Below are 13,361 nucleotides of genomic sequence, written 5' to 3' on the forward strand. Positions count from 1 at the left end.
ACGCAACAACCCGTTCGCGAAGATCCATCGAGTAAGGCTTGCCCATCCATGCTGACCTCCTTGCCCAGCATGAAGGTTGAATCAGATTTGCACGCCTAAGGGAATCCCACGCCGATTCAGCCTCAATTCATTCCGCTCTAGCTCGGAAGCGAGGCCAAGCCTTGGCTACTTGTCCAACTGCGTTTCGGCGCCTTCATGCTCGTGCGCGAACTGGGCCATGCACCGCAACGGCGGATAGTCGACAGCCGGACCGCGTCAGCTCGCTTCGCGCATCGCTTCGGCGGCCTGCAGGTCGACCGAGACAAGCTGGCTGACGCCCTGCTCGGCCATCGTCACGCCGAACAGCCGGTTCATGCGCGCCATGGTGATTGGATTGTGGGTGATGATGACGAAGCGCGTCTCGGTGGTGTTGGCCATCTCGTCCATGAGATTGCAGAAGCGCTCGACATTGTGATCGTCGAGTGGGGCGTCGACTTCGTCGAGCACGCAGATCGGCGCCGGATTTGTCAGGAACACGGCGAAGATCAGCGACATCGCCGTCAGCGCCTGCTCGCCACCGGACAACAGTGTCATGGTCTGCGGCTTCTTGCCGGGCGGGCGGGCCAGGATTTCGAGCCCGGCCTCGAGCGGATCGTCGGATTCGATCAGCTGCAACTCCGCCGTGCCGCCGCCGAACAGATGCGAGAACAGCCGCTGGAAATGGCTGTTGACGACGTCGAAGGCGGCGAGCAGTCGCTCACGGCCTTCGCGGTTGAGGCTCTGGATTGCTTGCCTGAGCTTGCGGATCGCCTCGATGATGTCCTCGCGCTCGGACACGATCGCCTCGAGCCGGTCGGAAAGCTCCTTCTGCTCTTCCTCGGCGCGCAGGTTGACGGCGCCCAGCCGTTCGCGCTCGATCTTCAGCCGATCGAGCTGACGCTCGATCTCGGCCATGTCGGGCATCGGGCTGTCAGCCTCCAGACCGGTGTGGCGAATGACCAGATGCGGCGGCGTGTTCAGCGTTTCCTGGATGCGCGCCTCGACCTCCAGCCGGCGTTCGTCGGCCGCGGTCAGCCGCTCTTCGGCACGAACACGGGTCTCGCGCGCTTCGGCCAGGAACTGGATGGCGCCGGTGGCGGCCTTGTCCAGTTCGGATTGCCGGTTCTCTGCTTCCTGCAAACGATCGGCCGCCGCCTTGCGCAAGGTCTCGGCTTCGGTGAGTTGCGACAGCAGCGCGCGCCGCTTGGCGTCGATTTCATCGGGAGCATCCGCCAACCGCTCGCGTTCGGCCCCGGCTTCGGCTTTGCGTTCGCCAAGCGATGCGATCTGCGTCGAGGCGTTTTCAGCCCGCTCCAGCCAGTTGCTGCGCTCGGCGCCAATGGCATCGAGCCGGCGCGCGCGTGCCTCGGCTTCGCGCCGCAGACCCTCGTGCACCGCACGTGCATCGGCAAGCGTGGCGCGGTCGCGGGCGACATTGGCCGAGGACTGTTCGAGCTGCAATTGCAGGTCGCCGAGATCGGGCGCGTCCTGCAGCAGCATTTCCGCCTCGGCGAAGGCTTCCGAGGTCTCCTCATAGCTGTCGACGATGCGGGCACGCGCCTCATCCAGTGCCGCGCGGCGGCTCTGCAATTCGCCGCCGGCCCGTTCAGCCTCAACCAGCGCATTGCGGGCAGCGTCCAGCCGATGCTGAGCGTCACGACCGGCCTGGCGCGCATTGCGCTCGGCCTCGCTCGCCAGGCGGAGCGCCTGTTCGGCCTGCGCAAGCGCCTCCTCGGCCTGGCGCAGGACGAGCGTCGCCTGTATCGCCTCGGCATCGAGTTCGGCCAGCCGGTTCTTTTGCGCCAGCCGCTGTGCGGCGGCGGTCGGTGCGTCGGCGCTGGCGGTAAAGCCATCCCAGCGCCACAGCGCGCCCTCGCGGCTGACCAGCCGCTGGCCGGGAGCAAGGAGCGCCTGCAGGCGGCGGCCATCGCCCGGCTCGACGATACCGATCTGCGCCAGGCGTCGGGCCAGTTGTGCCGGCGCGTGAACCACGCTGGCAAGGCTCCTGACGCCTTCGGGCAGAGCCGCGTCGCCGGGCTGGATTCCGCTTTCGCCCCAATGCACCGGTGCGCTGCGGTCGAGCGGCACGTCGAGGTCTTCACCAAGGGCCGCACCAAGCGCCGTCTCGAAACCGCGATCGACACTGATCTGCTCCAGCACGGCCGGGAAAAGGTCGCCGCTGGCGGCATTGAGTATCTTGGCCAGCGTGCGCGCTTCCGTCTCGATCCGTGCCAGTTCGGCCCTGGCATCCTGAAGCGGTGGGCGGGCAGAGCTCTCGGTAGCGCGCGCATCGATGACCGACTGTTCGGTCTCCAATACGGCAGCCTCGGCTTCCTCCAGCAGCGCCATGGCCTGTTCGACCAGCACGCGCTTCTCGGCCGGATCCGGCAGGCCGGCGACCTTGGAGAGTATCTCCGACAATTCGCGGTCGACATCGGCAAGCTGACGGCCGAAGCGGTCGCGGCGCTCGGCGGTGTCGCGCAGCGTCCGCTCGATCTGGTTGCGTGCGGCGGCGGCCTCCGCCCGCTCGGCGGTCAGCGAGGCGAGCTTGGATTCGCTTTGCGAAAGCGTCGATGCCGCCTGTTCGAAAGCGGCGCGGGTGGTGGCCTCGCGCTCGGCCGCACCGGCGTTTTCGGAATTCAGCGTGGCTTCTTCGGTGCGAAGGCGTTCGAGGATGTCCGCATTGTCGCGGACCATGCGCTCCTCACGGGCGATGTCGCCGTCGAGTTGCTGCAGCCGGCGCTCGAGTTCGGTCTGACGGGCGCGAATACGGCCGGCTTCCTCCTCGATCTGCGACTTGGCGATCGACAGGCGCTGGAAGGCAGCGGCAGCGGCGGCTTCCGCGTCGCGCAGATCGGGCAGGCGGTGAGCGCCGATGCCTTGCTCGCGGGCGGCGGCCATCTGTGCGGCGGCGCGGTCGCCGACAAGCGCCGTGGCAACCGCAAGCGCCGAGCGCGCATCGCCCTCCTGCGTCTTGGCCAGTGTCCAGCGCAGATGCAGGAGCGTTGCTTCGGCCTTGCGGATGTCGGCCGACAGGTTCTTGAAGCGGGACGCCTGGCGCGCCTGGCGCTTCAGGCTTTCGATCTGGCTTTCCAGTTCACCGACGACGTCGTCCAGCCGTTCGAGGTTCTGCTCGGCCGCCTTCAGCCGCAGTTCGGCCTCATGGCGGCGGGTGTGCAGGCCGGAAATGCCGGCCGCTTCTTCGAGCAGTGCGCGGCGCGCCTGCGGCTTGGCCTGGATCAGTTCGCCGATACGGCCCTGACCGACCATCGACGGCGAACGCGCGCCGGTCGACTGGTCGGCGAACAGAAGCTGCACGTCCTTGGCGCGCGCTTCCTTGCCGTTGATGCGATAAAGCGAGCCCGCCTCGCGCTCGATGCGGCGCGACACCTGCAGTTCGTCGGCATCGTTGAAGGCCGCGGGCGCGCTACGGTCACTGTTGTCGAGGAAAAGCGTGACTTCGGCGGTGTTGCGTGCCGGGCGCGTGCCCGAGCCGGAAAAGATGACATCGTCCATGCCGGACGCGCGCATATTCTTGTAGGAGCTTTCGCCCATCACCCAGCGCAGAGCCTCGACAAGGTTCGACTTGCCGCAGCCGTTCGGCCCGACAATGCCGGTCAGTCCGCGTTCGATGACGAACTCACCGGGCTCGACGAAAGACTTGAAACCGAGAAGGCGAAGGCGCGAAAACTTCATTCGCGCAGCCTATCAAGCGGGTTTGCACGGTTTTGCGATGGGAATTCACGGCACAACGAGACGCGGCGCGCGCCGAAGCGGCGCCGCCTCAGCGCTGACCGTATGTCAGAGCAAGGGGTCGATAATGGCCGACATTTCCTCAATCGACATCGCCCCCTTGTAGGTCTTACCGTTGATGAAGAAGGTCGGTGTCGAGTCGACCTTGAATTCATTAGCGCCGCGCTTCTGGACCGATCTCACATCGTCCAGAAGTTTCTGGTCCGTCAAGCAGGCCTCGAAGGACTCCTGTGTAAAACCGGCGAGCTTCGAGATTTGCAGCAGCGCATCCTTGGTGTTCTGGACGCCGACCCAGTTCGCCTGCTGCCTGAACAGGACATCCACCATCGGGAAATAGTTATCCTTGGCGCAGCGCGCCAGCATGAAACCGGCTTCGGCGCTCGGATCGAACGGGAATTCGCGCAGGATGTAGCGCGCCTTGCCGGTGTCGATGTACTTGGTCTTCAGTTCCGGAAAGGTGGTCTCGGCGAAATGCGCGCAGTGCGGGCAGGTCATCGAGGCGTATTCGACGATGGTGACCTTGGCGTCGTCCTTGCCAAGCTGCTTGTCGGGCAGCGCACCCGGCTTCATCAGTTCCGCCATGTCCACGGTGCCCTGGGCCTCCGGCGCGGTAGCGGCGGCCGGCGTGGCCGCCGTCGCAGGCTTGGCGGGGGCGGCCGGGGCCGCTGGCTTCACATCCGCGGCCTTGGCCTCCTCGCTGGAGTCGCTGCAGGCGGCGAGCAGGGCAACCGCCGGAATGGCCGCAAGCGAAGACAGAACGTTTCTGCGAGACAGAGTTTGGCCAAACGGGGGACGGTTCATACGAATCACCTGACAAGGGTTGGATTTTGCAATGCAAAGACACGAAAAGGCGAGAGTTGGCGCGAATTAAGGCATCTCCATCCCCAATCCAATCGCCTAACCTGACAAAGGCGATCACGAAAGCGAGATATTGACGACAAATCCATGACTTTCTTCAAGAGGCTTATGACTTCCTCTCCCCGATAATGGTCGCGCCAAGTTTTTCCAGCGATGCGCGCAGTCCGTCATTGTCGACAAGGCCGACAGTCCCCGACAGTTTCGTCTTCTCGGCTGCCGTCAGCGGCCTGAGGGCCGGTCTGCGCCTTGCCTTGTCGGCTGTCACCGGCTTCTGCAGAATTCTGATGCGGCTGATGGCAGTGAAACCGAGGAAGGCGTTGACCCGGTTGATGATCTCGCCGGTCTCGTGCTGCAGGTGAAGTGCCGCCATGCCTTCGCAGGCGATGACCAGCACCGCCGGCTCGAACGGATCGTCCTCATGCATGCGGCGCGGCCACTGGATTTTTTCAGGGCGCGAGTGGCTGGCCAGACGTGGGCCGGCGATCTCTTCCCATGACTGGACGAGGCCGATCGAAATGCCGGCCCGCTTGCGCAGCACCGGATCGAGGATCTTGGTCGCGAGATCGCTGATCGGGACGGGATTGCCGTAGGGCGTTCTCCCTGCCATGTACGTTCTCCAGCCACGACGTTCATCAGTATCGGCCAAGGCCAATTCCCGATCAATGGCACCAGCAGACCAGACCCGCAAGACCGCCTCCCGAGATAGCAGCAACGCTGCATCCGGAGAAGCTGCATCTGGAGATAGTGGCAAAGCCACATCTAGAGTTCGTGACGATATCGCATCCCGCTTGCTCGGCTGGTACGATGTGCACCACCGCGAACTGCCGTGGCGGATAACGCCACGCGAGCATGCGCGGGGCGTAAGGCCTGATCCCTACCGCGTCTGGCTGTCCGAAGTCATGCTGCAGCAGACCACGGTCGAGGCGGTGAAGGCCTATTTCCGGGTTTTCGTCGAGAAATGGCCTGATGTCGAGGCGCTGGCCTCGGCGCCGACCGAGGACGTGATGAAAGCCTGGGCCGGGCTCGGCTACTACTCCCGTGCCCGCAATCTCAAGGCCTGCGCCGATCTGGTGGCCCTGCGTGGCGGCCGGTTTCCCGACACGGAAACGGGATTGAGAGAACTGCCCGGCATCGGCGCCTATACGTCGGCGGCCATCATGGCGATCGCCTTCGGCCGCCCCGCCGCCGTCGTCGACGGCAATGTCGAACGCGTCATCTCCCGGCTGTTTTCGATCACGACGCCGCTGGGCGAGGCGAAGCCTGAGATCCGCGCCCATGTCCAACGCATGATGCCAGGGACAAGGCCGGGCGACTTCGCCCAGGCGATGATGGATCTCGGCGCCACCATCTGCACCCCGCGCCGGCCGCGCTGCATGCTGTGCCCGCTGCGCGAAGACTGCAGCGCGGTCGTTTCAGGCGATCCCGAGCACTTCCCGGTGCGCCTGCCAAAGGCCGACAAGCCGCTGCGACGCGGCGCCGCCTTCGTCGCCGTACGGGGCGACGGCGCCATTATGCTGCGCAAACGGGCGGAGAAGGGTTTGCTTGGCGGCATGACCGAGGTGCCGACGACAGGCTGGACCGCGCGGATCGATGGAGGCACCACGGAAGCGGCCGCGCCTTTCCCTGCCGACTGGCGGCGTGCCGGCCAGATTGCCCATGTCTTCACCCATTTCGCTCTCGAACTCGAAGTCTTTCACGCCCACATCAAAGGTGATGCGCCGGAAGGGCATTTCTGGTCGCTCGCCCACGAGATTTCCGGCGAGGCGTTGCCGACTGTCATGAAAAAGGCAATCGAGGCTGCGATACCCGGCGCGACGAAAAAGCCGTCGCCACACAGTGCAAAGAGGCCCCATGACTGAAATACGCCACATCGTTTTCGACATCGGCAGAGTGCTGATCCACTACGATCCCAACATTCCGTTCAGCCGCCTCATTCCGGATGCCGAGGAGAGAAAGTGGTTTTTCGACAATGTCTGCACGCATGACTGGAACATCGAGCAGGATCGCGGCCGGACCTGGGAAGAGGCCGAGGCGCTGCTGATAGCGGACCATCCCGATCAAGCGGAAAACATCCGCGGTTTCCGCCGCCACTGGCACGAAATGGTGCCGCATGCCTACGAAGACAGCGTCGCCATCATGGTCGGCCTGATCGAGAGCGGCCACGACGTGACCATGCTGACCAACTTCGCCAGCGACACGCTGGCCGAGGCCCGCGAGCGCTTCGATTTTCTCGAGCGGCCGCGCGGCGTCACCATCTCGGGCGAGATCGGCATGATCAAGCCGGATCGCGGCATTTACGACCATCACGTCGCCGCATTCGGGCTGGAGCCATCGGCCACGCTGTTCATCGACGACAGCCAGAAGAATGTCGACGGCGCCAAGGCGGCAGGCTGGCAGTCGGTGCTGTTCACCGATGCGAAGACGCTTCAAGCAGACCTTCAACGCCTTGGAATCAAGGCGTGATTTGAACCGCAGCGATCCGTTGCGTTGCTACTTTCGTAGCAATTGGCAGGAGATCAGGCCCCTGCCCGCTCCATGCCAAGCCGTGCGATGCGGCGAAGCTCGTCGATGGGGGTCAGGCCGCCGCTGCGCTCATAGTGCCAGAAGGTCCAGCCGTTGCAGGCATCCAGCCCTTGCACCTCGGCGCCGATCTTGTGGATCGAGCCGGCGCTGTCGCCGATCGCCACCGTGCCGTCGGCGCGCACCTTGGCCGCCCAGCGCTTCTTGGCGTCGTAGAGCGTCGCGCCCGGCATCATCAGCCCGGTGTCGATGAGGCTGACGAAGGCGACGCGCGGCTCGGCGCGCTTGCCGGTAAGCACCGTGAGATCCGCGCCATCCAGCGGCCGCACCGCGTCGATGCGCTCGTTGGCGGCGTCGATATAGGCCTGTTCGCGCTCGATGCCGACGAAATGGCGACCGAGGCGCTTGGCGACCGCGCCGGTGGTGCCGGAACCGAAGAAAGGATCGAGAACTATGTCGCCCGGTTTGGTCGACGCCATCATGATGCGGGCGAGCAGCGCTTCCGGCTTCTGCGTCGGGTGCAGCTTGTCGCCATTGTCGTTCTTCAGCCGCTCGCCGCCGGTGCAGATCGGAAACAGCCAGTCGGAGCGCATCTGGATGTCGTCGTTGGACGCCTTCATCGCTTCGTAGTTGAAGGTATAGCCCTTGCCCTTCTGGTCGCGCGAGGCCCAGATCATCGTCTCATGGGCGTTCTGGAAGCGGCGGCCGCGGAAATTCGGCATCGGGTTGGTCTTGCGCCAGACCACGTCGTTGAGGATCCAGAAGCCGAGATCCTGCATCTTGGCTCCGACCCGGAAGATGTTGTGATAGGAGCCGATGACCCAGATGGTGCCGTTGGGCTTCAGCACCCGCCGCGCCGCCAGGAGCCAGGCACGGGTGAAAGCGTCATAGGCCTCGAAGCTTTCGAACTGGTCCCAGTCGTCATCGACCGCATCGACCTTCGACTGATCAGGCCGGTGCAGATCGCCGTCGAGCTGCAGATTGTATGGCGGATCGGCGAAGATGACGTCGATCGACTTTTCGGGCAGCCGGTCGAGCGCGGCGACGCAGTCGCCCTTGAGGATCGTGTCCAGCCATTCGGATTGCAGGGGAGCGTGGGATAGCTCGTCGAGAAGACGCACGGCAGACATTCTGACACCCAGGGGCACGCGTTACTGTTTTACTCTCTGTTATGGTTACCGATCAGCGTAAATATTCGGTGAAGACTGCCGAGTTTGCGAAGGTGGCCCTGTTGGTGTATGCCGCGCCGCCTCACCTCCCGAGGCCCTTCATCCTCCCATTGTCCGGATCACCATGCCCCAGCCAGACCTTGTCATCTTCGATTGCGACGGCGTGCTCGTCGATTCCGAAATCATTGCCGCCCGCGTCGAGGCGGAGCTGCTGACCTTAGCCGGGTACGAAATCTCTGCGGAAGAACTCGCCGAGACCTACGCTGGTCTGACGTTCAAGGACATCATGATACGGGTCGAGGAGAAGTCCAGCATCCCGTTCCAGGTATCGTTGATCGACCGCGCCGAAGAATTGGTCGACCGCAAATTGCGCAGCAACGTACGTGCCATCGATGGCGCGCGCGAGGCAGTCGCCGCGGTCACCGCGCCGCACTGCGTCTGCTCGAATTCGCGCTCCGAGCGCATCGAATTCATGCTGGAGAAGGTTCACCTGATGCCCTTCTTCAAGGACCGCATTTTTTCCGCGATGGAAACACCGACCGGAAAAACCAAGCCTGCCCCAGACGTGTTCCTGTTTGCGGCGGAGAAACTCAACGCAAACCCGGCGAACACGTTCGTCATCGAGGATTCCGTGCACGGCGTCCATGGCGCCAGGACGGCCGGCATGCGGGTGATCGGCTTCACCGGCGCCGCCCACAGCTATCCCGGCCATGCCGACGCGCTGACCGAAGCCGGCGCCGAGACGGTGATACGGCGCTGGGCAGAGCTGAAAAGCGTGATCGCAGCGCTGTCGGAGTGGTCGGCGGATGCCTGAAAAGCGTGCGCCGCGACGCACGCTTCATCCAAATGCCGAGACTTAGTTCGTCGCGGCAGCTTTCTTCCTGCGGGTCTTCTTAGGCTTGTCCGTCGTCGCCTTCGGCGCGTTTTCATCATAGCCGGCAAAGACTTGATAGTCCTGCGCCGTCGGCTCGGGCACGACAACATTGGAATCGGTGAAGACGAACTGGGTGGCGACCGAGGGATCGGTGACCTGGACCTGATATTGGTGGATTTGCGAGTAGAGGACCTCGGCACCGTGCATCACGGCGATGCGAATTGGCATGGTGATGTTGCCGGGCGAGAACTTCGGCCCCGGCACAATCTTGCCCGCGACCGCGATCTTCATCGTCAGCTGGCCGTTGGCACGGCTGCAGTCGCGCGTCACGTCGCTGACCGATGCCTGGTAGACGATGTTCGCAGACTCGTCGGGCGGAGCAGCAGCGGCGGCGTCGGCCGCGGCCTGGGCGGCGGCATCCTGCGCGGCGTCGCCCGTCTTCTTGAGCTTGGGCCTGGGCTTCTGGACGTCCTTGGAATAGGTGTTGAAGAAGGCCGTGCCGTCACGCACCGTCACTCTGGGACAATAGGCTTGCAACTGGCTGGCCAGTATTTTGGGATCCTGCGGCGGCGGTGGCGCCGTCGGGTCCTTCTTGCCAAAGCCGAGGTTCAGAATGCCATTGTCGCCCGATTGGCAGCCGGCGGCGGCAAGCATAAAGCCGGTGAGCGCAAGACCCGCCAAAAAGCGACCACTAAATGTACGAAACACCATGAAACTGCACTTCCCTCTCGCAAAGCTGGTGACGTATATCAACCGCGCGGCAAAAATGCGACTGAGCCAGCGCAGAAATTAACCACCTTGCAGTGGACGGAAAAGCCAAGCAGTAACGGATTTGTGATATGCAATATGTGAGTACCCGAGGCGAAGCCCCCGTTCTTGGATTTTCCGACGCCGTGCTGGCTGGCCTGGCGCGCGACGGCGGGCTCTATGTGCCGCGCGAGTGGCCGCGGTTTTCCGCGGCCGAGATCCGAGCCATGCGCGGCCTTGCCTATCCCGATCTTGCCATCCGCGTGCTGTCGCCGTTTCTCGGCGACGAGATCCCGGCATCGGTCTTCGAACGGCTGGTGCGCGAAGCCTACGCCACCTTCCGCCACGAGGCCGTCTGCCCGCTGGTGCAAACCGGCCCCAACACCTTCATCCTGGAGCTCTTCCACGGGCCGACGCTTGCCTTCAAGGACGTGGCGATGCAGCTTCTGGCCCGGCTGATGGACCACGTGCTTACCGAACGCGATCAGCACGCCACCATCGTCGGTGCCACCTCGGGCGATACCGGTGGGGCGGCAATCGATGCGTTTGCCGGGCGCAGCCGCACCGACATCTTCATCCTTTTCCCGCACGGCCGCGTCTCGCCGGTGCAGCAGCGGCAGATGACGACATCGACGGCTGAGAACGTCCACGCGCTGGCGATCGAAGGTAATTTCGACGATTGCCAGGGCCTGCTCAAGGATATGTTCAACGATCATAGCTTTCGCGACCGGGTTGCGCTTTCCGGCGTCAATTCGATCAACTGGGCCCGTATCATGGCCCAGATCGTCTATTATTTTTCCTCGGCGCTGTCGCTCGGCGCCCCGGACAGGCCGGTCTCCTTCACGGTGCCGACCGGCAATTTCGGCGATATCTTCGCCGGCTACGCAGCCAAGAAGATGGGCTTGCCGATCGAACGGCTGGTCATCGCCACCAACGACAACGACATCCTGGCGCGGACCTTCGCGACCGGCGAATACCGCACCAAAGGCGTCTTTGCGACCACGTCTCCGTCGATGGACATCCAGGTGTCGTCCAATTTCGAACGCTTGCTGTTCGAGGCCTCTGGTCGCAACGCCGCGACGGTGCGGCGCTACATGGACAGTCTGAAGCAGTCCGGCGCTTTCACCATCGAGCCCCAGCAAATCGTCGGGATGCGCTCCGAATTCGATGCAGACCGGGCCGATATGGATGAGGTCGCCGCCACCATCCGCTCGACGCTCGCGGCCAGCAACTACCTGCTCGATCCGCACACCGCGGCAGCCGTGCATGTCGCGGCGGGCAAGGCGTCAGGCGCCGTGCCGATGGTGGTACTGGGCACCGCCCACCCGGCAAAGTTTCCGGCCGCCGTCGAAGCCGCCAGCGGCGTGTCGCCCGCACTGCCCGCATGGCTAGGGGGGTTGATGACATCCGAGGAAAAATACACGGTACTTCCATCCGACCTGAAAATGGTGGAAGATTACGTCGGCCGCCGCGCGCGGGCGGCGCGTTAGGGAGTAGTAGCCATATGGGTGTTGAGGTAAGCCGTCTGTCGAACGGCCTGACAGTCGCCACCGAAACCCTTCAAAGTATCGAATCGGTTGCCCTTGGAGCCTGGGTCAAGTCGGGTGCTCGCAATGAACGTGACAACGAGCATGGCATGGCCCATCTGCTCGAGCACATGGCGTTCAAGGGTACCAATAGGCGAAGCGCCTTCGAAATAGCCTCGGAGATCGAGGACGTCGGCGGTGAGATCAACGCCGCCACCAGCGTCGAAACCACCTCCTACTATGCCAGGGTGCTCTCCGACGATGTGCCGCTGGCCGTCGACATTCTTGCCGACATCCTGCAGGAGTCCGAGTTCGACCCACAGGAACTCGAACGCGAGCAGCATGTGATCCTGCAGGAGATCGGGGCCGCGCACGACACGCCCGACGACATCGTCTTCGACCGTTTCACGGAGACGGCGTTTCGCCACCAGACGATCGGACGCTCGATCCTGGGCACGCCGGAAACCGTCAAATCCTTCACCTCAAGGCAGTTGCACGATTTCATCGAAAGGCAATATGGCGCCGAGCGCATGGTGATTGTCGCTGCCGGCGACATCAAGCACGACAATTTCGTGCGCGAGGTCGAAAAGCAGCTCGGCGGCTTCCGCAGCAAGGCCGACAGCACCATCCCGCAATATGCGCAATATATCGGCGGCGATTTCCGCGAGGACCGCGACCTGATGGACGCGCAGATCGTGCTTGGGTTCGAAGGCCGCGCCTATCATGTGCGCGACTTCTATGCCTCGCAGGTGCTGTCGATGATCCTCGGCGGCGGCATGTCGTCGCGCCTGTTCCAGGAGGTCCGCGAAAAACGCGGCCTGTGCTATTCGGTCTATGCCTTCCATTGGGGCTTTTCCGACACAGGCGTCTTCGGCGTCCATGCCGCCACCGGCCAGAGCGATATCGCCGAACTGGTCCCTGTCATCATCGACGAACTGCAGAAGGCCGGCGAGAACATCCTGCAGGAAGAACTCGACCGTGCGCGTGCGCAATATCGCGCCGGGCTGATCATGTCCGCCGAAAGCCCGGCCAGCCGGGCTTCGCAGATCGCACGGCAACTGCTTCTGTTCGGCCGGCCGATCGCCAAGGAGGAATTGATGGAACGGCTGGCGGCGCTGACGATCGAGCGGCTGACCGATCTGTCGTCGCGATTGTTCTCGACCAAGCCGACGCTTACCGCTGTCGGGCCCGTGGGCACACTGGCGCCATACGAGGCGATCCTCGAATCGCTCGCAGGCACGCAGACCACGGCCCGCAAGCTCGCCGTCTAAGCCCCTCAAAGCGCCATGTTCGCGCTCCCTTTCTTCCGCCGTGACCTACCGGCGCTGAAAGGCGACCGCGTCACACTGCGCGTGCCATTCACCAATGATTACCGCGAGTGGGCGGCGGTGCGCGGTGAAAGCCGCGCCTTCCTGGAACCTTGGGAGCCGCGCTGGACTCCCGACGAACTCGACCGCAATGCGTGGCGGCTTCGCATCAGCCGCTACCGCGAAGACTATGCGCAGGGGACGGCCATCGCCTTCTTCATCTTCGAAGGCAGCAGCGGCAAACTGGCGGGCGGCATCACGCTCGGCAACATACGCCATGGCGTCTCGCAAAGCGGCCATGTCGGCTACTGGATCGGCGAACGCTTTGGCGGCCGCGGTCTGATGACCGACGCAGTCAAGGTGGTGACCCGCTTCGCCTTCGATACGCTGAGGTTGCACCGGATCGAAGCGGCCTGTATTCCCGACAATATCAGGTCGATCCGCGTGCTTGAAAAAGCCGGATTCCGGCGCGAAGGACTTCTGCGATCCTATCTCAGGATCAACGGCATCTGGCAGGACCACTACCTCTATGCCCGGATCGCAGACGATCCGCCGTGCGTTGGAACGAAGGACTGATTTTTTTGACGAA

11 protein-coding genes are annotated in these 13,361 nt (G+C 63.7%); 6 read left to right on the forward strand and 5 right to left on the reverse strand.

All coding sequences use genetic code 11. The features are described 5' to 3' along the window. Positions 1-255: 255 nt before the first annotated feature. From smc to NKJ90_RS28120, 3 genes are all read right to left on the reverse strand, one after another. The gene (gene smc / locus NKJ90_RS28110) at positions 256-3,714 is read right to left on the reverse strand and encodes a chromosome segregation protein SMC (protein ID WP_352487333.1); all 3,459 of its coding nucleotides are present in this window, start codon (positions 3,712-3,714) and stop codon (positions 256-258) included. 105 nt (positions 3,715-3,819) lie between these two features. Continuing rightward, entirely contained in the window at positions 3,820-4,572 is a 753-nt protein-coding gene (locus tag NKJ90_RS28115; RefSeq protein ID WP_352487334.1) for a DsbA family protein, read from the reverse strand. Positions 4,573-4,735: 163 nt separating this feature from the next. Beyond that, complete coding sequence (locus NKJ90_RS28120; protein ID WP_023759153.1) at positions 4,736-5,236, reverse strand: DUF721 domain-containing protein; 501 nt, start codon at positions 5,234-5,236, stop codon at positions 4,736-4,738. Between the two features lie 55 nt (positions 5,237-5,291). Between NKJ90_RS28120 and mutY the strand changes: the two genes are divergently transcribed. Together mutY and NKJ90_RS28130 are read left to right on the forward strand one after the other, a co-directional pair. Next, entirely contained in the window at positions 5,292-6,488 is a 1,197-nt protein-coding gene (gene mutY / locus NKJ90_RS28125) for an A/G-specific adenine glycosylase (RefSeq protein ID WP_023759152.1), read from the forward strand. Continuing rightward, positions 6,481-7,092, forward strand: a complete 612-nt coding sequence (locus tag NKJ90_RS28130; protein WP_023759151.1) for an HAD family hydrolase — start codon at positions 6,481-6,483, stop codon at positions 7,090-7,092. Before mutY ends, NKJ90_RS28130 begins: the two co-directional genes overlap by 8 nt. Before the next feature lie 53 nt (positions 7,093-7,145). Here the strand turns inward: NKJ90_RS28130 and NKJ90_RS28135 are convergent, their stop codons facing one another. Next, complete coding sequence (locus NKJ90_RS28135) at positions 7,146-8,279, reverse strand: site-specific DNA-methyltransferase (RefSeq protein WP_023759150.1); 1,134 nt, start codon at positions 8,277-8,279, stop codon at positions 7,146-7,148. Between the two features lie 163 nt (positions 8,280-8,442). On the opposite strand from NKJ90_RS28135, the gene NKJ90_RS28140 reads away from it, so the two are divergent. Then, a complete protein-coding gene (locus NKJ90_RS28140; RefSeq protein ID WP_023759149.1) occupies positions 8,443-9,132 on the forward strand; it encodes an HAD family hydrolase in 690 nt (229 codons plus the stop codon). A gap of 42 nt (positions 9,133-9,174) precedes the next feature. Here the strand turns inward: NKJ90_RS28140 and NKJ90_RS28145 are convergent, their stop codons facing one another. After that, a complete protein-coding gene (locus NKJ90_RS28145; protein ID WP_023759148.1) occupies positions 9,175-9,903 on the reverse strand; it encodes a hypothetical protein in 729 nt (242 codons plus the stop codon). 128 nt (positions 9,904-10,031) lie between these two features. Between NKJ90_RS28145 and thrC the strand changes: the two genes are divergently transcribed. The 3 genes from thrC to NKJ90_RS28160 are packed head-to-tail and all read left to right on the forward strand — an operon-like array spanning position 10,032 to position 13,348. Beyond that, the gene (thrC, locus tag NKJ90_RS28150) at positions 10,032-11,429 is read left to right on the forward strand and encodes a threonine synthase (RefSeq protein WP_023759147.1); all 1,398 of its coding nucleotides are present in this window, start codon (positions 10,032-10,034) and stop codon (positions 11,427-11,429) included. 14 nt (positions 11,430-11,443) lie between these two features. Beyond that, positions 11,444-12,736, forward strand: coding sequence for a M16 family metallopeptidase (locus tag NKJ90_RS28155; protein WP_023759146.1), 1,293 nt, complete (start codon positions 11,444-11,446; stop codon positions 12,734-12,736). A gap of 15 nt (positions 12,737-12,751) precedes the next feature. Next, entirely contained in the window at positions 12,752-13,348 is a 597-nt protein-coding gene (locus NKJ90_RS28160) for a GNAT family N-acetyltransferase (protein ID WP_023759145.1), read from the forward strand. Positions 13,349-13,361: the final 13 nt, after the last annotated feature.

The organism is Mesorhizobium sp. M0051, from assembly GCF_040323235.1.
In the GTDB taxonomy this organism is placed as follows: Bacteria; Pseudomonadota; Alphaproteobacteria; order Rhizobiales; family Rhizobiaceae; genus Mesorhizobium.

Coding starts and splice junctions, on each gene's coding strand:
- smc (WP_352487333.1), bottom strand. CDS start 3,714: ATGAAGTTTTCGCGCCTTCGCCTTCTCGGTTTCAAGTCTTTCGTCGAG.
- NKJ90_RS28115 (WP_352487334.1), bottom strand. CDS start 4,572: ATGAACCGTCCCCCGTTTGGCCAAACTCTGTCTCGCAGAAACGTTCTG.
- NKJ90_RS28120 (WP_023759153.1), bottom strand. CDS start 5,236: ATGGCAGGGAGAACGCCCTACGGCAATCCCGTCCCGATCAGCGATCTC.
- mutY (WP_023759152.1), top strand. CDS start 5,292: ATGGCACCAGCAGACCAGACCCGCAAGACCGCCTCCCGAGATAGCAGC.
- NKJ90_RS28130 (WP_023759151.1), top strand. CDS start 6,481: ATGACTGAAATACGCCACATCGTTTTCGACATCGGCAGAGTGCTGATC.
- NKJ90_RS28135 (WP_023759150.1), bottom strand. CDS start 8,279: ATGTCTGCCGTGCGTCTTCTCGACGAGCTATCCCACGCTCCCCTGCAA.
- NKJ90_RS28140 (WP_023759149.1), top strand. CDS start 8,443: ATGCCCCAGCCAGACCTTGTCATCTTCGATTGCGACGGCGTGCTCGTC.
- NKJ90_RS28145 (WP_023759148.1), bottom strand. CDS start 9,903: ATGGTGTTTCGTACATTTAGTGGTCGCTTTTTGGCGGGTCTTGCGCTC.
- thrC (WP_023759147.1), top strand. CDS start 10,032: ATGCAATATGTGAGTACCCGAGGCGAAGCCCCCGTTCTTGGATTTTCC.
- NKJ90_RS28155 (WP_023759146.1), top strand. CDS start 11,444: ATGGGTGTTGAGGTAAGCCGTCTGTCGAACGGCCTGACAGTCGCCACC.
- NKJ90_RS28160 (WP_023759145.1), top strand. CDS start 12,752: ATGTTCGCGCTCCCTTTCTTCCGCCGTGACCTACCGGCGCTGAAAGGC.